At 34.2% G+C, this 17197-nt stretch carries 22 protein-coding genes and 1 tRNA gene; 15 read left to right on the forward strand and 8 right to left on the reverse strand.

Features of this window, described 5'->3' with window-relative positions:
- Window positions 1–118: 118 nt before the first annotated feature.
- From moaC to METIN_RS05010, 6 genes are all read left to right on the forward strand, one after another.
- Window positions 119–562, forward strand: coding sequence for a cyclic pyranopterin monophosphate synthase MoaC (gene moaC / locus METIN_RS04990; protein WP_013100404.1), 444 nt, complete (start codon window positions 119–121; stop codon window positions 560–562).
- A gap of 2 nt (window positions 563–564) precedes the next feature.
- Window positions 565–1167, forward strand: a complete 603-nt coding sequence (locus METIN_RS04995; protein ID WP_013100405.1) for a segregation/condensation protein A — start codon at window positions 565–567, stop codon at window positions 1165–1167.
- Complete coding sequence (locus METIN_RS05000; RefSeq protein WP_013100406.1) at window positions 1154–2314, forward strand: aspartate aminotransferase family protein; 1161 nt, start codon at window positions 1154–1156, stop codon at window positions 2312–2314. Before METIN_RS04995 ends, METIN_RS05000 begins: the two co-directional genes overlap by 14 nt.
- A complete protein-coding gene (locus METIN_RS05005; protein ID WP_013100407.1) occupies window positions 2311–3249 on the forward strand; it encodes a malate dehydrogenase in 939 nt (312 codons plus the stop codon). The genes METIN_RS05000 and METIN_RS05005 overlap by 4 nt, the downstream gene beginning before the upstream one ends.
- Before the next feature lie 6 nt (window positions 3250–3255).
- On the forward strand, window positions 3256–3675 hold the full coding sequence (locus METIN_RS07580) for a DUF2120 family protein (protein WP_013100408.1): 420 nt from the start codon (window positions 3256–3258) through the stop codon (window positions 3673–3675).
- Window positions 3666–3739: transfer RNA gene (locus METIN_RS05010), tRNA-Thr, on the forward strand. Before METIN_RS07580 ends, METIN_RS05010 begins: the two co-directional genes overlap by 10 nt.
- 1 nt (window position 3740) lies before the next feature.
- Here the strand turns inward: METIN_RS05010 and METIN_RS05015 are convergent.
- The gene (locus tag METIN_RS05015; protein WP_013100409.1) at window positions 3741–4706 is read right to left on the reverse strand and encodes an ATP-binding protein; all 966 of its coding nucleotides are present in this window, start codon (window positions 4704–4706) and stop codon (window positions 3741–3743) included.
- A gap of 123 nt (window positions 4707–4829) precedes the next feature.
- Here METIN_RS05015 and comA point away from each other — a divergent pair, with 123 nt between their 5' ends.
- From comA to rpl12p, 4 genes are all read left to right on the forward strand, one after another.
- Window positions 4830–5594, forward strand: a complete 765-nt coding sequence (gene comA / locus METIN_RS05020; RefSeq protein WP_013100410.1) for a phosphosulfolactate synthase — start codon at window positions 4830–4832, stop codon at window positions 5592–5594.
- A gap of 159 nt (window positions 5595–5753) precedes the next feature.
- Window positions 5754–6413, forward strand: a complete 660-nt coding sequence (locus tag METIN_RS05025) for a 50S ribosomal protein L1 (RefSeq protein ID WP_013100411.1) — start codon at window positions 5754–5756, stop codon at window positions 6411–6413.
- A gap of 14 nt (window positions 6414–6427) precedes the next feature.
- On the forward strand, window positions 6428–7447 hold the full coding sequence (locus METIN_RS05030; RefSeq protein WP_013100412.1) for a 50S ribosomal protein L10: 1020 nt from the start codon (window positions 6428–6430) through the stop codon (window positions 7445–7447).
- Between the two features lie 82 nt (window positions 7448–7529).
- A complete protein-coding gene (gene rpl12p / locus METIN_RS05035) occupies window positions 7530–7841 on the forward strand; it encodes a 50S ribosomal protein P1 (RefSeq protein ID WP_013100413.1) in 312 nt (103 codons plus the stop codon).
- On the opposite strand, the gene METIN_RS05040 is transcribed toward rpl12p, so the two are convergent.
- Window positions 7830–8294 carry a DUF1947 domain-containing protein gene (locus METIN_RS05040; RefSeq protein ID WP_013100414.1) on the reverse strand — a complete coding sequence of 155 codons (465 nt, stop codon included), beginning with the start codon at window positions 8292–8294 and terminating at the stop codon, window positions 7830–7832. The genes rpl12p and METIN_RS05040 overlap by 12 nt on opposite strands.
- A 33-nt stretch (window positions 8295–8327) precedes the next feature.
- Between METIN_RS05040 and pstK the strand changes: the two genes are divergently transcribed.
- Window positions 8328–9053, forward strand: coding sequence for an L-seryl-tRNA(Sec) kinase (pstK, locus tag METIN_RS05045; RefSeq protein WP_013100415.1), 726 nt, complete (start codon window positions 8328–8330; stop codon window positions 9051–9053).
- Here the strand turns inward: pstK and METIN_RS05050 are convergent.
- Genes METIN_RS05050 through METIN_RS05075 form a run of 6 tightly spaced genes read right to left on the reverse strand, consistent with a single transcriptional unit; the run spans window position 9016 to window position 14524 of the window.
- Window positions 9016–10338, reverse strand: coding sequence for an HD domain-containing protein (locus METIN_RS05050; RefSeq protein WP_013100416.1), 1323 nt, complete (start codon window positions 10336–10338; stop codon window positions 9016–9018). The two genes, pstK and METIN_RS05050, sit on opposite strands and share 38 nt — an antisense overlap.
- Entirely contained in the window at window positions 10325–11485 is a 1161-nt protein-coding gene (locus METIN_RS05055; protein WP_013100417.1) for an L-serine ammonia-lyase, iron-sulfur-dependent, subunit alpha, read from the reverse strand. The genes METIN_RS05050 and METIN_RS05055 overlap by 14 nt, the downstream gene beginning before the upstream one ends.
- Window positions 11478–12125: a phosphoribosylanthranilate isomerase gene (locus METIN_RS05060; RefSeq protein WP_013100418.1), complete on the reverse strand. Its 648-nt coding sequence runs from the start codon at window positions 12123–12125 to the stop codon at window positions 11478–11480. The genes METIN_RS05055 and METIN_RS05060 overlap by 8 nt, the downstream gene beginning before the upstream one ends.
- Window positions 12125–13261 (reverse strand): tRNA (guanine(6)-N2)-methyltransferase, encoded by a 1137-nt coding sequence (trm14, locus tag METIN_RS05065; protein WP_013100419.1) that lies wholly within the window; start codon window positions 13259–13261, stop codon window positions 12125–12127. The genes METIN_RS05060 and trm14 overlap by 1 nt, the downstream gene beginning before the upstream one ends.
- A 1-nt stretch (window position 13262) precedes the next feature.
- Window positions 13263–13913 carry a 2-phospho-L-lactate guanylyltransferase gene (gene cofC / locus METIN_RS05070; protein ID WP_013100420.1) on the reverse strand — a complete coding sequence of 217 codons (651 nt, stop codon included), beginning with the start codon at window positions 13911–13913 and terminating at the stop codon, window positions 13263–13265.
- A complete protein-coding gene (locus tag METIN_RS05075; protein WP_013100421.1) occupies window positions 13910–14524 on the reverse strand; it encodes an MBL fold metallo-hydrolase in 615 nt (204 codons plus the stop codon). The genes cofC and METIN_RS05075 overlap by 4 nt, the downstream gene beginning before the upstream one ends.
- 54 nt (window positions 14525–14578) lie before the next feature.
- Here METIN_RS05075 and METIN_RS05080 point away from each other — a divergent pair, with 54 nt between their 5' ends.
- From METIN_RS05080 to METIN_RS05095, 4 genes are read left to right on the forward strand one after another with little or no spacing between them, the layout of a single operon-like run.
- The gene (locus METIN_RS05080; protein ID WP_048203401.1) at window positions 14579–14980 is read left to right on the forward strand and encodes a DUF120 domain-containing protein; all 402 of its coding nucleotides are present in this window, start codon (window positions 14579–14581) and stop codon (window positions 14978–14980) included.
- A complete protein-coding gene (gene ribB, locus METIN_RS05085; protein ID WP_013100423.1) occupies window positions 14977–15645 on the forward strand; it encodes a 3,4-dihydroxy-2-butanone-4-phosphate synthase in 669 nt (222 codons plus the stop codon). The genes METIN_RS05080 and ribB overlap by 4 nt, the downstream gene beginning before the upstream one ends.
- Window positions 15642–16466: a methanogenesis marker 8 protein gene (locus tag METIN_RS05090; RefSeq protein ID WP_013100424.1), complete on the forward strand. Its 825-nt coding sequence runs from the start codon at window positions 15642–15644 to the stop codon at window positions 16464–16466. The genes ribB and METIN_RS05090 overlap by 4 nt, the downstream gene beginning before the upstream one ends.
- A 5-nt stretch (window positions 16467–16471) precedes the next feature.
- A complete protein-coding gene (locus METIN_RS05095; protein WP_048203403.1) occupies window positions 16472–17197 on the forward strand; it encodes an ABC transporter permease in 726 nt (241 codons plus the stop codon).

Raw genomic sequence — 17197 nt, forward strand, 5'->3', positions numbered from 1 at the left:
TATGCGCGGCCTTTTGGTTGGTTGCGAGTTTTCAGTTGGTTATATTGGTTATAGAGAGATAATATTTTATTATTATTTTTTATATTTATATATTTAAATATTTGGTGATAAAGTGCATATGTATGAGAAAGGAGTTAGAATGGTTGACATCTCAGAAAAGAAAGATGTTTATAGAGAGTGTATAGCTGAAGGTTACATAAAGTTAAAAAAAGAAACTATCAATATTATTAAAGAAGGAAAAGCTAAGAAAGGAGATGTGTTAAAGGTTGCTCAAGTTGCTGGAATTATGGCTGTGAAAAAAACCTTTGAGTTAATTCCAATGTGTCATCCTATTCCAATAACTGGAGTTAATGTAGAGTTTGAAATCTTTGAAGATAAGATAAAGGCTACATGTAAGGTTAAAACCACATACAAAACTGGAGTTGAGATGGAAGCTTTAACTGGGGTTTCAGTAGCTCTTCTAACCATCTGGGATATGGTTAAGAGTTATGAGAAGTTAGATAATTATAAAGAGACAAGGATTTATGATATAAAAGTTGTAGAGAAGATAAAAAAGGATTAACTATGGATGTTGAACTCTGGGTTAGGATTGTGAAGGAAGGGATTAGGAAAAAAAGACTGAATCCTTGGGATGTCAATATAGGAGAGGTTGCTGAATACTACATAAATAAGATTAAAGAGCTTAAGAAGTTTGATATTAGGTTAGGAGCTGATCTTGTTTTAGTTGGAGCTATCTTATTGAGAATGAAGTCAGAATCTCTTTATAACTCTTTTGAAGATAAGAAAGAAGAGAAGAAAAGGAAGAGAAGAAAAAAGATAAGTGAAGAGGAGTTAATTGAGAATGTTAAAAAGGAGTTAAAGAAGATAAAGAAAAATAATAAAAGAAAGAAGAAAAAGATGGAAGAGAAAAGTTATATTGTTGAAGAGTTAGTTAATGAGATGTTGGAAGAGGATGATGTAGATGAGCTTATAAACTTTCTCTTATCCCTCATTAAGAATGAGAAAATAATAATCTTCCAGGAGAAGTTTAAAAATAGGGATGAGAAAATTAAATACTTTCTCCCAGCTCTATGCTTAGCAAATGATAACCTTATTGAGATTCAACAGGAAGAGATGTTTAAAGAGCTTATCCTAAAGTTAAAGGAGGGGAAGGATGGACTATTTTGAGTTAGAGAAAAGGTTTCATGTTCAAGTTTATAAAAGGTTTCCTGTTATTTTTGTTAGAGGTAGAGGAACAAGGTTATGGGACATTAACAATAAAGAATATATAGACTTCTTAGCTGGGATAGGGGTAGTTAATGCTGGCCACTGTAATGAGAGGGTTGTTGAAGCTATAAAGAGACAGGCTGAAACCTTAATCCATGTGTCAAACCTCTTTTATAATGTCCCACAGATTGAGCTATCTAAAGTGTTGGTTGAGCTCTCTAACTTAGATAAAGTCTTCTTTTGCAATAGTGGAGCTGAGGCTAATGAAGGGGCTATAAAGTTTGTGAGAAAGTGGGCACATAAGGAGGGAAGAGAGGGTTATATTATAACCATGGAAAATGCCTTTCATGGGAGAACCCTTGGGGCTTTATCAGCTACACCAAAGCCAAAGTTTCAAGAGGGCTTTAAGCCATTAGTTGAAGGGTTCAAATATATTCCTTTTAATGACATTGAGGCTTTGAAGGAGAATATTAAAGGAGCCATAGCTGTAATGCTTGAGCCTATTCAAGGGGAAGGAGGAATACATGTAGCTGAAAAAGAGTATTTAAAGGCTGTTAGAGAGCTTTGTGATGACTACAATGTTAAGCTAATCTTTGATGAAGTTCAGTGTGGAATGGGAAGAGTTGGAGAGTTCTTTGCCTACCAACACTATAAGGTTGAGCCTGACATTGTCACCTTAGCCAAAGCCTTAGGGAATGGCTTACCTATAGGGGCTATAATAGTTAGAGAAGAAATAGCTAAAGCTTTAGACTATGGAGATCATGGCACAACCTTTGGAGGCAATCCACTGGCTTGCTCTGCTGGACTTGCAACAGTTGAAGAAATTAAAAATATTAAGGATGTTAAAGAGAAAGGAGAATACTTCATGAAACAACTAAGTAAGTTAGACTTTAACTTTATTAAAGAGGTTAGAGGCTTAGGTTTAATGATTGGGTTAGAACTAACTTTTAATGGCTCAGAAATTGTTAATGAGATGCTTAAGAGAGGGTTTATAATAAATTGTACATCAGATAAAGTTTTAAGGTTCTTGCCTCCATTAATAGTTAAGAAAGAGGAAATTGATGAAATGATTGAAAATTTAAAGAATGTGTTTGAGGAGATAGAATGAAGGTTAGTATAATAGGAGCCTCTGGTAAGGTTGGGAGTGCCATCTCTTTTTTACTTGCAAATGAGCCATATGTTAAGGAACTTGTCCTAATAAGTAGAGAGAAGTCAATTGATAAACTGAGAGGTTTGAGAGAAGATATCTATGATGCCTTAGCAGGAACTAAGAGAGACTGTGAGATAAATGTGAGTGATGACAAAACATTAAAATTCTTAGATGGCTCTGACTTAGTTATTATAACCAGTGGAGTGCCAAGAACTCCTGAGATGAGTAGGTTAGATTTGGCTAAGGTGAATGCTAAAATTATTGGAAACTATGCAAAGAAGATAGCTGAGATCTGTGAGACCAAGCTCTTTATAATAACTAACCCTGTTGATGTCATGACATACAAGGCTTATATAGACTCTAAATTTGAGAGAAATAAAGTTTTTGGCTTAGGGACACACTTAGATTCATTAAGATTTAAGGTTGAAATAGCTAAGTTCTTTGGAGTTCATATAGATGAGGTTAGGACAAGAATTATAGGAGAGCATGGAGACACAATGGTTCCACTGATAAGCTCAACCTCCATAGGGGGGATTCCAATAACAAGGTTCAAAAGCTTTAAAGATTTGCCTTTAAAGGACATTATTGAGAATGTTAAAAATAAGGGTAGTAAAATTATAGCCCTAAAAGGAGGCTCTGAGTTTGGGCCAGCTGCAGCAGTATTGAATGTTGTTAGATCCATAGCCAACAATGAAAATAGGTTATTAACCCTCTCAACATACTTAGATGGAGAATTTGGCTTCTCAGATGTCTGTGCAGGAGTTCCTGTTAAGGTTGGTAAAGATGGAGTTGAGATAGTAACAGATATAGTATTTAGTAAGGAAGAGTTTGAAGCCTTTAAATACTCAATAGAAACAATAAAAAGATACTGTGAAGAAATAAAGGAGTTGTGACTCTATATGTGGAAAAGTGAAGTTGGAAAGCTAATGATGAGATTAAAAGCCTTTAGAGGTTGTAGGCCACTCTTTGAATGTGATGATATGTTAATAGTTAAAGGGATTTGTAGAGACCAAGTTGACAATATAAAGAGCTACTTGGAAGAGAAGCTTAAAGAGGAAAACTTTGAGATTGTTGAAGATGAAGAAGAGATTAAGGAATTTGTTGAAAGTATTCATGAAAGGTTAAGAGGAGGAGAAGAATATTTAGATCCCTTTGGATTTGAGAAGATGAAGGAAGCTTTTAAAATTACTGGCTTTGAGTGTGACTACTGTATAGGAAAGAAAAAGAATTTAATGGTTGGGGTATCTATGTACTATGATAGGATAAGAAAGGAGCCAAAGTTTGTTGAAGTTGTAGCCATCTACAAAGAGCCCCGTTAGCTCAGCCTGGGAGAGCGGCTGATTCGTAATCAGCAGGTCGCGGGTTCAAATCCCGCACGGGGCTTTTATTCTCCAACTGTTTTTAAAATAGAACTAACCACCATCTCTCTAATATTGGGAATCTCTTTTTCAAGCTCTTCTAAGATTTCATGGCATCTTCTTCTTATACTATCTCCCTTATCCCTACTATATGGGCAGAACTCCTTATCTTTGTAATACTCTATTTTACACTCATCTAAGGCCTTAATTATTAGATCTTCTGTTATTGGGAGGAGAGGCCTTATTATTGTACATCTTTCTAACTTTAATGTTAAGTCTCCAAAGTAAAACTCTCTTTCACTAAACTTAGTTATTGGCCTCATAAATTTTATTTTCTCTCCTTTGAAGATGTTGGCTAAGATGGTATCAGAGTTATCATCTAAGTTATGCCCATAGGCTAACTTAACCTTATCCAAGCTTATCTTTTCCCTCTCAGCTATCTCCTTGGCTAATTTTCCTAAGATATATCTTTTAATAATTGAGCATGAAAAGCATGGGGAAAACTCCATTCCCTTAGAATTTTTTGTTAAAATCTCAGAGAGTTGGACAACATCTAAGTCATTACTTATTAAATAGTGAGGAATGTCAAGCATCTCACAGTGCTTCTTAATTAATTTAACCCCTTCACTATCCTCTTTCCAAGGCCTTACTCCTCCAATATTGACATCAATGGTTACAGCTATCAGCTTGATCCCATACTTTCTTCTATAGCACTCTAAGAGGTGTAGAAGAAGTAAGCTATCCTTCCCTCCACTAAGCCCAACTATAACATAGTCTCTTGGCTCAATAATTTTATATTTATTAATAAATCTCCCTACCTTTGTTGAAATAAATTCATAAGTTTTAGAATAAATCACTGGAATGTTAAGCTCTTCTTCTATCTTATTTATCTTCCATCTTGAAATCCTTGCCATTCTTTTGTTGTTTACTATGATTTTGTCTTTCCTTATAGTTAAGAAAAAGGGATTGACATATTTCTTTAACTCCTTCATCATGTTATCACCATAAGGTAAATTTGCTGAAGATTTTTTATTATAAGGTTAAAAGTTTTTAAGGAAAATGGAATATTTTATATAATTCCTCTTGCAATTCTCTTAATAAAAAATGGTGATTTAATGAAAGCATTTGAATTTATAAATGTCAAGTATGATAGAGGATTAACAGTTATCTTAGATAAGGGGTTGCCTTTAAGATACTTTGAAGACTATTTAAACCTTTGTGGAGACTATATAGACTATATAAAATTTGGCTGGGGAACTGTAGCCACTATTGATAGAGATATAATAAAAGAGAAGATAAGGCTTAGTAAAGAGTTTAATATAAAAGCTTATCCTGGTGGAACACTCTTTGAGTACTGCTACATAAATAATAAATTTGAAGACTATTTAAATGAGTGTAAAGATTTAGGCTTTGAAACCTTAGAAATATCTGATGGTTCAATAAACTTGAGTTTAGAGGAGAGAAAAGATATTATAGAAAAAGTGAGAGAAGAGTTTGAAGTGCTTACAGAGGTTGGAAAGAAGGATCCAAGTAAGGATAGAGTTTTAAGTGTTGATGAGAGAATAAGGATTATAAAAGAAGATTTAAATGCTGGAGCTAAGTATGTGATTATTGAAGGAAGGGAGAGTGGGAAAAATATAGGGCTATATGATAAAAATGGAAATGTTAAGGAGGATGAACTAAATTTAATAGTTAAGAATGTTGATATAAAAAATTTAATTTTTGAAGCTCCTCTGAAAAGTCAGCAAGTTAGCTTTATAAAAAAATTTGGTAGCTCTGTAAATTTAGGAAATATTCCCTATGAAGATGTCATTAGCTTAGAAACCTTAAGAAGAGGGTTAAGAGGGGATACTTTCAATATACTTAATCAAAATCAATAAATAAGTTAATTATTTTTCCTTACCAAAACCTTTTTATATTTAGTATATCAATTATTAAGCTCATAATTTATTCAAATCAAAAAGCTCCTATTTTTTAAACACTTAAAAGTCATTAGTGAGACTTTTACTAAACAATAAAAAAGAAAAGGATTGATAACTATGGACAGAGAAGCTATACTTCAAGCTGTGAAGGAGGCTCGCCAACTTGCGAAGCCGAGAAACTTTGTACAATCCTTTGAATTTATAGCTACATTAAAAGAAGTTGATATGAGAAAGCCTGAAAATAGAATAAGGGCTGAAGTAGTCTTACCACATGGAAGGGGAAAAGAGGCTAAAATTGCTGTTGTAGGAACAGGAGATTTAATTAAACAGGCTGAAGAGCTTGGATTAACTGCTATAAGGAAAGAGGAGATTGAAGAGCTTGGGAAGAATAAGAGACAGTTAAGAAAGTTGGCTAAGGCCCATGACTTCTTTATAGCCCAAGCTGACCTAATGCCTTTAATTGGTAAATACTGGGGGGTTATTTTAGGGCCAAGAGGAAAGATGCCTAAGCCTGTTCCTGCCAATGCTAACATAAAGCCATTGGTTGAAAGGTTGAAGAAGACAGTAGTTATAAATACAAGAGATAAACCATACTTCCAAGTGTTGGTTGGTAATGAAAAGATGAGTGATGAACAAATTGTTGACAATATTGAAGCTGTATTAGATGTTGTTAAGAAGAAGTATGAGAAAGGTCTCTACCATATAAAAGATGCCTATGTAAAACTAACCATGGGTCCAGCTGTTAAGATTAAGAAAGATAGTAAGAAAAAAAGATAAAGAGGGGAACTTAAATGGAAACTAAGGTTCAAGCCCATGTAGCCCCTTGGAAGATTGAAGAGGTTAAGACACTAAAGGGGCTTATTAAGAGTAAGCCTGTTGTAGCCATTGTAGATATGATGGATGTCCCTGCTCCTCAGTTGCAGGAGATTAGGGATAAGATAAGGGATAAAGTTAAGTTAAGAATGTCAAGAAACACCTTAATTAAGAGGGCTATTAAAGAGGCTGCTGAAGAGTTAAATAACCCTAAGTTGGCTGAACTTGCTAACTATGTTGAAAGAGGAGCAGCTATCTTAGTAACTGACATGAATCCTTTTAGATTATACAAGATCTTAGAAGAAAATAAGAGTCCTGCTCCTGTTAAAGCTGGACAAGTAGCTCCATGTGATATAAAGGTTGAGAAAGGTTCCACTGGAATGCCTCCAGGACCTTTCTTAAGTGAGCTTAAAAGGGTTGGAATTCCGGCAGCTATTGAAAAGGGTAAGATTGCTATAAAAGAGGATAAGGTTGTTGTTAAGAAAGGGGAAGTGGTTTCTCAAGATTTAGCTAATGTCTTAAACAAGTTAGGAATTAAGCCAATAAAAGTAGGTTTAAATATCTTAGCTGTCTATGAAGATGGAATTATTTACACCCCAGATACTTTAAAGATTGATGAGGAGAAGTTAAAAGAAGATATTCAGAGAGCTTTCCAAAATGCAATGAACTTAGCATTTAACATAGCCTACCCAGCCAAGGAAGTCTTACCATTGCTAATACAAAAGGCATTTATAAATGCAAAGGCCTTAGCCTTAGAAGCTTGCTATGTGACAAAAGATACAGCTGGAGATATATTAGCAAAGGCACAAGCTCAAGCCTTAGCCTTGGCATCAAAGTTACCTGATGAAGCCTTAGATGATGAGATAAAATCTTTACTGTCTTCATCAGCTGTAACTCAAACAGCTGAAGAGAAGGAAGAGGAGAAAAAAGAGGAAGAGAAGAAAGAAGAGGAGAAGAAGGAAGACTCTGGAGTTGCTGGATTAGCCCTATTGTTCTAACCGAAAATTATAAATATTCTTTTTTGTGATTATCTTCTAAAACTTTAATTTTTTATAAAAAAGGTTTAAGAGGTGTAGAAACATGGAATACATATATGCAGCTTTATTATTACATGCAGCAGGAAAAGAGATAAATGAAGAAAACTTAAAAGCTGTCTTATCAGCTGCTGGAGTAGAAGTTGATGAGGCAAGAGTTAAAGCTTTAGTTGCTGGTTTAGAAGGAGTTGATATAGAAGAAGCTATAGCCAATGCAGCTATGCCAGTTGCTGCAGCTCCAGCACCAGCTGCAGCTGAGGCAAGTGGAGGAGAAGAGAAGAAAGAAGAGGAGAAGAAAGAGGAGAAGAAAGAAGATGACACTGCAGCAGTTGCTGGATTGGCTGCTTTATTTGGATAAATTCCAAATATCATCTCCAACATAGTGTAAATTCTTTATAGCTTTTCCTTTACTCTTTTCTTTCATTTCCTTACCACTCATTAAGGCAATGCCAACACATATAGGTTTTTTATGATTTTCATCTAAGACTACAACAACATCATCCTTTTCTATGCTTTCATCAGCATCCACTATTCCAGGAGCCATGACATCAGCACCATTGATTAAAAATTTTATGGCTCCCATGTCAACTATGGCATATTTTTCCTTAATCTCTTTGTTAGAGAGTGCTTTTAAAGTTGGAATCCACTTATCTCCAAACTTAAAGGCTACAGGTTCATCAACATATAGAATATCATACTTGTCAGTAACAACCAACTCAACACCTTTTTTAGGAAGCTCTATAAAGTTTAGCTTCTCTTTTATCTCCTTAATATCCTTTTTACTTAAGAAGTGCCTCTTTTTAATTTCCATCTTGAGATCACCTTATAGGAAGAAGTGGTCACTATGCTAATTATCCTTACAGGGCTTCCAGCTGTGGGAAAAACAACCTTTGCAAAAAACTTGGCTAAAGAGCTTTCTAACTATGATGTAGATGTTATTGTCCTTGGCTCAGATCTAATTAGGGAGAGCTTTCCAAGATGGAAAGAAGAGTATGAAGAGTTTATAAGGGTGAGTACTTTAAAGTTAATTGAAATGGCTATAAAAAAGTATTGGGTTATTGTAGATGATACAAACTATTACAATTCAATGAGGAGAGATTTAATTAAAATCTGTCCAGATAACTATGCTATCATTTATTTAAAGGCTCCAATAGAAGAGATACTAAAAAGAAATGAGGAGAGAGGGAAAAAAGTTCCTGATAAAGTTATTAAGGAGATGAGCTTAAAGTTTGATGAGCCAGGAAAAAAGTATAGCTGGGATAAGCCTTTTTTAGTTGTTGATACAACAAAAGAAATAAATTATAAAGAGATTGTTAAATCTCTACTTTTATATAGTAAGGATAAAAAAGAGGAAAAAAAAGAAAGAAGTAAAGTAAGTAAAAAAGATGAGATAGATAAAAGAACAAGGAAGATAGTTGGAGAAATTATAAAGAGAGGGTTAGAGAAGGAGAGAATTAAAGAGCTCTTACAATTAAGAAAAGAGTTTATAAAGTCTCTTAAGCATGATGATGTTGATAAAGCTCTAAAAGAGTTTAAAGATTTACTGAATAAACATAACTTTTCCCTTTAGCCTCTTCCTTAACCAAGGATGAGAAGATCAATTTCTTTAACTCCTCATTGAACTCCTTGTAAGATAAATTAGAAAGTTCAAATAGCTTAGACTTTCCAACTATTTTTTTATGCTCTTTCAAAATTTCCAGCAAATTACTCTTAAATTCTTTCTCTCTAATTATACTTAAAAACTCTTTTTTTAGTTTTTCAACATCTATATCTCTTTTCTCACTATAGAAGGAGAGGTTCCATAGGCATATTTCAGCTGATCTTAAGGTTCTTGCCAGTGGAGAGATAGAATCTAATTTATAAACCTCTTCCTCATCAACTATATAAACATCATGCTCCTCCAGTGTGGGAATTGGATAGATATCTAAAAAAATCTCTCTTCCAAAACTCTCTGAAAGTAGGTTTTCAATATCTAAAACATCTTTTTCACTTAAGTTTATTATCCTCCATCTATCTAAGCTTGAGAGTTCATGATAGTTTAAGGTTAAAACTCTCTTAAAAAGTTCTCTCTTATCCAACTTTCTCATTAACCTATTTTCAGAATGCCTTAAAAGAGAGATTAGGTCAGGATCATCCATCTTAGATAGCTCTTTAATATCCAAATTTTTATTATAATACTCTTCAATAACAGCCTTCTTTAGCATCTTATCTGCTATCCTAACTGTTGGATGTAAATAGACAGCTGAATACATCTGATGCCTTGCCACTAAAAGAGATTCTATAGCCATTATCCCCTTTCTTAAAATTCCCATCTTTATTTTATCTCCACTCTTAAAGGTTGTTAAACTCCTTAAAATTCTTGGTAGATCTATCATTCCATAGGCTGTTCCTGTGTGATAACTATCTCTTAAAAGATAGTCTATTCTATCAGCATCAACATCTCCATTAATAATTTTCCTCTCCAACCTTCTACTACTTAAAATATTTAAAACCTCTGAAGGAGAGAAATTGATGAGATCCATTTTTTTAATTATCTTTTTACCAACTTGCTCATGATCATAGCCTAAAATTTCCAATGTATGAGAAAAAGGAGGATGCCCTATATCATGCAAAAGAGCAGCTACTCTTAAGAGTTCAAGATCTTCAACTCCTAACTTTTCCCCCATTCTTGAAGCTACATATAAGGTTCCTATTGAATGCTCAAACCTTGTATGATTAGCAGAGGGATAAACTAAGTAGGTTAAGCCTGTCTGCTTTATATTTCTCAATCTTTGGAATTCTTCACTATCAATTATTTTAATTTCAGTTTCACTTAAGTATATATCCTTATGTATTGAGTCTCTAATTACCTTCATTCATTTTCTCCTTTAGGATATCTATAATTTTATCTTCAACAGGGTTCATAGACTTCTCTATCCTTGACACATTTCTTAAGGTTTCTAACATATCCTTTCCAATAATTCCCCCAAATCCTTTAACACAGGAGTTAGCTGCTAAGTAAGATGAGAAGACAGCTGAAGCTAACTTTAAGGAACACTCTGTCTTACCACCATCACAGACTAAGCCAGCTAAGTTGGATGAGTAGGTTTTAACAGCCTCATCAACTTTATCAAACCCATGTATATAATAAGTAAGCCCTGCTGTAGCTCCAATTCCCCCTCTATTGACACAGCCACACATTGGTGAGATGTAGGAAGAGAGATAAGTGGCATAGATGGTCATGATTGATGAGAGAGCTATAGATCTTAACAACTTATCCTCATCTTTCTCAGTTTCCTGATCATAGGCTATAATTGGGACTGTTGCCATTATTCCCATGTTTCCACTGCCACCAATGGTCATGGCAGACTTTGGGATTCCTATCATTCTATTATAAACTGCTGATGCTGTATCCTTTATCATACTATTTAATATTCTATCATCTATCTTTAGGGATATAAAGTCTTCTGGAGCTTTAGGATTGGTTAGCTCTTTATTTAACTTTATAGCTTCCTTTAGCTTAGGAATAATCCCCTTTGGCAAGTTCTCTATGTAATTTTTGAAATCTTCAGGAGAGAGAGTTAAAAACCTATCCCTAACATCTGGAGGAATTATCTCTCCTGTATGGGATCCAATAGTTTCAGCTGTTCTATTGTCTATTTTAACTCTGCAGAATATGTCATCATAATTGACAACATTAACCTTTAACCTATCTTTTATATACTTCTCAAGCTCTTCATCATACTTAATATCCTTAAACACTTCTAACTTATTTTTTGGATCTCCCAATAAACCACCAACAACAGCTGGCAAGATTCCAAACTTTCCAGTGTTTGGAACAGCAACAGCAAAGGCATTTTTGAATGTCCTCTTATCTAAGGTTAGCTCTATTTTCTCTATACTGTAAGGATCTTCTGGCTTAGCCTTGGCTACAGTATAACCTATAATTCCCACTTCTGTACATCCTAAGGCTCTATTCATCTCCTTATTTAAAACAAAGGTTATTAATTCTTCTTTATCCATATTCCCACCTTCTAACAACTTTTATAAATTCATCTACCATATTTAAATTTTTCTTTCCTGGCTTATCTTCTAAAGAAGAGGAAACATCAACTCCATAAGGATTTAGGTAGTTTAAAGCCTGAACAACATTATCTTTATTTATTCCTCCTGCAATTATAAAAGGTTTTTTTATCTCTTTAATAATAGATTTTGTAATTTCCCAGTTATGAACCTTTCCTTTAATTTTCTCATCCTTTATTTTTGTGTCAAACAAAAAGAGGTCAACATAGTTTTCTAAGCTTTTAACATACTCTATATTTATATTATCTTCCACATGAATAGCTTTAATTATCCTAATTCCTTTTCTTTTTAACTCTTTCACCAACTCTAAACTTTCATCTCCATGTAGCTGTAAATAATCAGGCTTCAACTCTTTATATACATTTAGAGCTTCTTCTAAGCTCTCTGGCATGATGACAGCTACTAAGTTGGTTAGAGGAGAGAGATAATTTTTTAGCTCTATAGCTCTCTCTAAGCTTATCTTCCTTGGAGTCTTTACAGGAACATCTATAATTAAGCCAACAGCATCAGCTTTTTTTGATATATAGCTTATATCCTCTTCATTTGTAATTCCACATATCTTTATCTTAACCATAACCATCACAGTGTTAGATAATAAACCTTTGTTGAAAGCCCTCCAAATTTCACATTAAACTTTTCCTTAACAGTTAAGTCAGCTTTAGCTATAGCTTCCTCAAATAGCTTAGTTTCAGCTGTTATACAGATAACTCTTGAGTTTCCATGCATAACCCTCTTCACAGAGAGTAAAAAGTTATTATATAACTCTCTTAATAGCCTTTTCTTTCCCAACCTTATACCATAAGGTGGATTGACAACAACTAAATCAACCTCATTGAAGATCTTATCTATCTTAGTAGCATCTCCTAAGATTAAATTTACAGTGTCATCAACCATAGCACTCTCCAAATTTCTCTTAGCTCCCTCTAAGAATTTTGGATTTTTATCTATCCCATAGATTAAGTATTTCTCATAGTTTATATTAACCTCTCTCTTAACATCTTCCAACAACTCTCTACCAAAGAGATTTAAAAAAGAGAATCCATACTTTCTTTCCCTAAAAATACCTGGTGGAATATTTCTTCTAATTAATGCCCCTTCTATCAAGATGGTAGCACTTCCACACATTGGATCTAAAAGAGATTCATACTCTCTAAAATTTCCTAAGTAAATTAGAGATGCTGCTATTGTGGAGTTGAGATGGGCTAAGTGGTTATAAACTCTATAACCTCTTTTATCTAAGGCTATATCTCCAGTGGTGTCTAAGCCAACAAGTAACTCATTGTGAATAAGCTCAACTCTAACAATAACATCAGGTTCATCTAAATTAACCTTCAATCTTACATTTTTATCTCTTAAGTAGGATTTTATTAAAGCCTCTCCAGCAACTCTTCCAATGTCTATGGAGGTGAAGTTATGAGAACCAACTCTTAAGGGTCTAATGGCAAAGCTTTTATTCTCATCTATGAAAGTCCAGTCTAAGTTATAAATAACTTCATAAATATCTTCTAAGCTTTCAACCTCTCCTCTATATAGGAGAATATTTATTCTCTCCAAGGTTCTGCTAAAATAGTTGAGCTTAGCCATCACTTTTAAATCTCCTTCAAAAAAGACTCTTCCTCTTTCCTCTCTTATCTCTTTAACCTTCCCTCCTAAGCTCTCTATCTCTTCCTTAGCAATCTTTTCCAATCCAGGAGAAAGAGTTGAGTATAGCTCCATACTATTCCCTATAAATCTTAAATCTTCCTGCTGATGAATGCTTGGGCTCAACCTTTATATTTAAGCTCTCTAAGTATCTCTTTGTATAACTTCCATCTCCATGGATAAATATCTCTCCTAAATCTTCAGGAGTGTTTATATCTATTGATAAATAAAAAGAGTCATAGATATAGTAGCTAACCTTATTTCTCTTAAACTCTTCCAAGTGTTTTAAAAAGCTAAACCCTTCATATCTCAAGTTAATTAGGGAAGCTCTACTTAAATAGAGTAAGTTAGTCCCTCCACCCCTTGATGGAGCTATTATAGCTTCAAACTCCTCTTTTAATTTTTTTATCTCTTTTATGTGGCTCTCTCTTATTAATGGGATGTCAGCAGGCACAATTAAGAGATCTTCATTAACCACACTAAAAGCCTGATTTAAAGCCTGATTTAACCCTTTTCCTTTCTCCTCTATAGTTTTAGCTCCTAAGTTGTTACAAAACTCTAAAATTTCTGGGTCTTTACTTATGGCATAGATGTTTAATCCTTTCAAGGCTTTAAAAATATCTCTAAGCATGTTAAATAATAAATTTTTTCTCTCCTCAAGGGTTAAGAACTCCGATAACCTTGTTTTTAAGTTATTTATTGGTGAGATGGGGATAATGGTGTTCATCTTAATCCCAATAGAGCCTTTGCTATTTCCAAGCTCTTCCTATTTCCAACCTCTCCATGTCCTGGAAGAACCTCTTTTATATTATTCTCATATATTAGTCTTTCTAACTTTAATATTGAGCTCTTTAACTCCTCTAAATTTCCTGTTGGTAGGTCCCATCTTCCAACACTGTTAGAGAATAGAGTGTCTCCAGTTAAAACCTTATCTTCATAAATAATAGAGATAGAGCCATAGGTATGTCCAGGAGTATGGACAAATTTTAAAAAATCTATCTCAACCTCAGAGAGAGGAACAATTTCCTTAGGAGCTTTCAACCTTTTCCCAAAAAGCCATGAGACAGTAACTTCATCCCCTCTTTTTAGATGGTTAACTTCATTGTCATGTATAATAGTTGGACAATCAAATATCTCCTCTAACAGATAGTTGGCTGAGGAGTGGTCATAGTGGCAATGAGTATTTATAATATAATCTACCTTATTTGTTATAAACTCCAACTCATCCATAAGTTTGTCAAAGCTCTCTTCACTACCTGGGTCAACAACAATAATATCCTTATCTAAGATTACATAGGTGTTAGAGCTATAACCATAACCATTTATCATAGCTATCATGTCTAACCCCTCAATGATGAGGATTGGCTTTACTGAACCAAAATGATGATCCGTATGAGCTCTGAGAGGGCTTATTTGTTGGGAAAGGTAGTTTCAGGACTTGGTGAAGGAAAAAAGTATCTCTCAATTAAGAAGTATAAAGAAGATATAAAAAAAGTTGTTGGTTTTGAACCTTATGAAGGAACCTTAAATTTAGAGCTTCCTGAGGAGTTTGATATCAGTAAATATAATTATTATGAGACTGAAGACTTCTACCTAAATGGAAAAAAATTTTTTGGTGTCTATGTAGTGCCAGCAACCATCTTAGTTAAAGGTAAAGAAGTTAAAGGAGCTATTATCTTACCAAAAAAGACATCTCATAAGAGAAATGTTATTGAAGTTGTAGCTCCTATAAGGTTAAGAGACCTTGGCTTAAAAGATGGAGATGAAATAAAAGTTAAAATTGGGATAAGATGATAGAAAAGGCTATAAAAGCTCTAAAAGAGGGAAAGATTATTTTAGTTTATGATGCTGATGACAGAGAAGGAGAAACTGACATGGTTATAGCCTCAGAGTTTATCAAGCCAGAGCATATAAGAAGGATGAGAAAAGATGCTGGAGGTTTAATTTGTACAGCTATACATCCAGAGATAGCCAATAGGTTGGGAATCCCTTATATGGTTGACATCTATGAAGCTGCTAAGGAGAGATATAGAGTTTTAGAGGAGCTTTATCCTAATGATATTCCATATGATGAAAAGTCTTCATTTTCTATAACCATAAACCATAGAAAGACATTTACAGGGATAACTGATAAGGATAGAGCATTAACCATAAAGAAATTAACAGAGCTTGTTAAGGAAGGAAGATTTAATAACTTTGGGAAAGAGTTTAGAAGCCCAGGGCATGTTATTCTATTAAGAGCCACTGAAGGCTTAGTTAAAAAAAGGAGAGGACACACTGAGATGACTGTAGCTCTTGCAGAGCTTTGTAACTTAACTCCAATAACAACAATCTGTGAGATGCTTGGAGATGATGGCTTAGCCTTAAGTAAAAATGAGGCTAAGAGATATGCTGAAAAGCACAACTTAGTCTTTATAGAGGGGGAGGAGTTAATTAACTACTACTTGGAGAGAAAATGAGGCATGTAATGGAAGCTCTTGGAAAGGCTAAGGTTATTGTTGAAGATGGGAAAGTTGTCTATGTTGGAGAGCCAAAGGTTAAGTATTGTCCTCTATTTGCCAAGCATAGAGGAATTAAAGAGATAACAAAAGAGGAGATAAAGAAAAATATAGAGTTTAGAATTAAGGACTTTGGACTATTTACAAAGGATAGGAAAGTTTTAGAGAAAGACTATATAGTTCCATTTGGAGCCTCTGAAATTATAATGAGTGCCTTGAAAAGGAAAGTTGTTGATTGCTCTGTTATTGTTTCAGACTGTGCTGGGACAGTAATAACCAACAATCCTTACTTAGTCCAAGGCTTATGTGGTAGAATCTCAGGAATTATAGAGACTTCTCCTATAAAGGAAGTGATTGAGAAGATAGAGGAGAATGGAGGCATTGTCTTAGATAAAGAGAAGGCTAAGATAGATCAGGTTTTAGGGGTTAAGAAAGCTAAAGAATTAGGATTTAAAAAAATTATAGTTACTGTTACAAGCTTGGAAGAGGCTAAGAAGTGTAAAGAGCTTGGAGCAATAACCTTTGGAGTTCACTTAACAGGAATAGAGTGGAGTGAAGAGATAGAGGAATACTTTGACTTACTAACAAGCTGTGCCTCAAAGTGTTTAAGAGAGAGGCTAAGAAATATAAAGGCTCAGATTGGGAAAACCATTCCAATCTTTGCCCTCTCAGAGGTCGGGAAGGAGATACTTTTAGAGAGGGCTAAAGACTTAGATGGTGTTTTAATAACCCTTGAATCTCTTCCAAAGTTAAATGAGAACCAGCCAAGGCCACTGTTGTGATCTAAATGCTTAGCCTTATTTTGTCTTCAATATTTGTCATTCTCTCCATCATAATAGCAAGATTTTTAGAGCTAAGAAATGAGAAAGAAATTATATTATCTTCTTTTTTAGTTTTAATCCAGCTGTTAATATTAGGTTATCTTCTACTCTACATATTTACCCTAAAACTTTTAGGAATATGCCTAATGTTCTTTGTCATGATTATCTCAGCTACAGTGATGATTTTTAGGAAGATTAGAGTTAAGAATAGAATAAAATTTTTTTACTCACTCTTTCTTACATTCTTTTTAACAACCCTCTTCATTATCTCTCTACTTATTTTATTTAAAGTAATCTCCCTAACTCCAAGGGATGTTATCCCCCTCATGGGGATGGTTGTGGGGAACTCTTTAAACACTGTTCACCTACTACTTGATAAGTTAGGAGAGTTGGTTAAGAGAGATAGAGATCAGATCCTTGGCATGCTTGCTTTAGGAGCAACTGAGTGGATAGCTATAAAATTAACTCTAATAAGTTCCATAAGGTCAGCTATTATCCCTCATTTAAATAGGAGTAAGAGTGTTGGCCTCATCTTCATCCCAGGGGCTATGGTTGGTTTAATCTTAGCTGGCTACCCACCAATTGAAGCAGCTAAGATACAAATCATTATTATGTGGATGATCTTAACCTCTTCACTTCTATCTTCTTTAATTATCTCAATATTAACCTATAAAGAATTTCTGAGGTTTTAG

Origin of the sequence: Methanocaldococcus infernus ME (assembly GCF_000092305.1) — an archaeon.
Taxonomy (GTDB): domain Archaea; phylum AGJL01; class Methanococci; order Methanococcales; family Methanocaldococcaceae; genus Methanocaldococcus; species Methanocaldococcus infernus.

Bases quoted from the DNA above. Each gene is read 5' to 3' on its own strand.
- METIN_RS05075 (WP_013100421.1), bottom strand. From the start codon at position 14,524: ATGATAGCTATGATAAATGGTTATGGTTATAGCTCTAACACCTATGTA.
- comA (WP_013100410.1), top strand. From the start codon at position 4,830: ATGAAAGCATTTGAATTTATAAATGTCAAGTATGATAGAGGATTAACA.
- METIN_RS05090 (WP_013100424.1), top strand. From the start codon at position 15,642: ATGAGGCATGTAATGGAAGCTCTTGGAAAGGCTAAGGTTATTGTTGAA.
- trm14 (WP_013100419.1), bottom strand. From the start codon at position 13,261: ATGGAGCTATACTCAACTCTTTCTCCTGGATTGGAAAAGATTGCTAAG.
- METIN_RS07580 (WP_013100408.1), top strand. From the start codon at position 3,256: ATGTGGAAAAGTGAAGTTGGAAAGCTAATGATGAGATTAAAAGCCTTT.
- METIN_RS05055 (WP_013100417.1), bottom strand. From the start codon at position 11,485: ATGGATAAAGAAGAATTAATAACCTTTGTTTTAAATAAGGAGATGAAT.
- moaC (WP_013100404.1), top strand. From the start codon at position 119: ATGTATGAGAAAGGAGTTAGAATGGTTGACATCTCAGAAAAGAAAGAT.
- METIN_RS04995 (WP_013100405.1), top strand. From the start codon at position 565: ATGGATGTTGAACTCTGGGTTAGGATTGTGAAGGAAGGGATTAGGAAA.
- METIN_RS05005 (WP_013100407.1), top strand. From the start codon at position 2,311: ATGAAGGTTAGTATAATAGGAGCCTCTGGTAAGGTTGGGAGTGCCATC.
- pstK (WP_013100415.1), top strand. From the start codon at position 8,328: ATGCTAATTATCCTTACAGGGCTTCCAGCTGTGGGAAAAACAACCTTT.
- METIN_RS05060 (WP_013100418.1), bottom strand. From the start codon at position 12,125: ATGGTTATGGTTAAGATAAAGATATGTGGAATTACAAATGAAGAGGAT.
- ribB (WP_013100423.1), top strand. From the start codon at position 14,977: ATGATAGAAAAGGCTATAAAAGCTCTAAAAGAGGGAAAGATTATTTTA.
- METIN_RS05040 (WP_013100414.1), bottom strand. From the start codon at position 8,294: ATGGAAATTAAAAAGAGGCACTTCTTAAGTAAAAAGGATATTAAGGAG.
- METIN_RS05000 (WP_013100406.1), top strand. From the start codon at position 1,154: ATGGACTATTTTGAGTTAGAGAAAAGGTTTCATGTTCAAGTTTATAAA.
- METIN_RS05050 (WP_013100416.1), bottom strand. From the start codon at position 10,338: ATGAAGGTAATTAGAGACTCAATACATAAGGATATATACTTAAGTGAA.
- rpl12p (WP_013100413.1), top strand. From the start codon at position 7,530: ATGGAATACATATATGCAGCTTTATTATTACATGCAGCAGGAAAAGAG.
- METIN_RS05015 (WP_013100409.1), bottom strand. From the start codon at position 4,706: ATGAAGGAGTTAAAGAAATATGTCAATCCCTTTTTCTTAACTATAAGG.
- cofC (WP_013100420.1), bottom strand. From the start codon at position 13,913: ATGAACACCATTATCCCCATCTCACCAATAAATAACTTAAAAACAAGG.
- METIN_RS05030 (WP_013100412.1), top strand. From the start codon at position 6,428: ATGGAAACTAAGGTTCAAGCCCATGTAGCCCCTTGGAAGATTGAAGAG.
- METIN_RS05025 (WP_013100411.1), top strand. From the start codon at position 5,754: ATGGACAGAGAAGCTATACTTCAAGCTGTGAAGGAGGCTCGCCAACTT.
- METIN_RS05095 (WP_048203403.1), top strand. From the start codon at position 16,472: ATGCTTAGCCTTATTTTGTCTTCAATATTTGTCATTCTCTCCATCATA.
- METIN_RS05080 (WP_048203401.1), top strand. From the start codon at position 14,579: ATGAGCTCTGAGAGGGCTTATTTGTTGGGAAAGGTAGTTTCAGGACTT.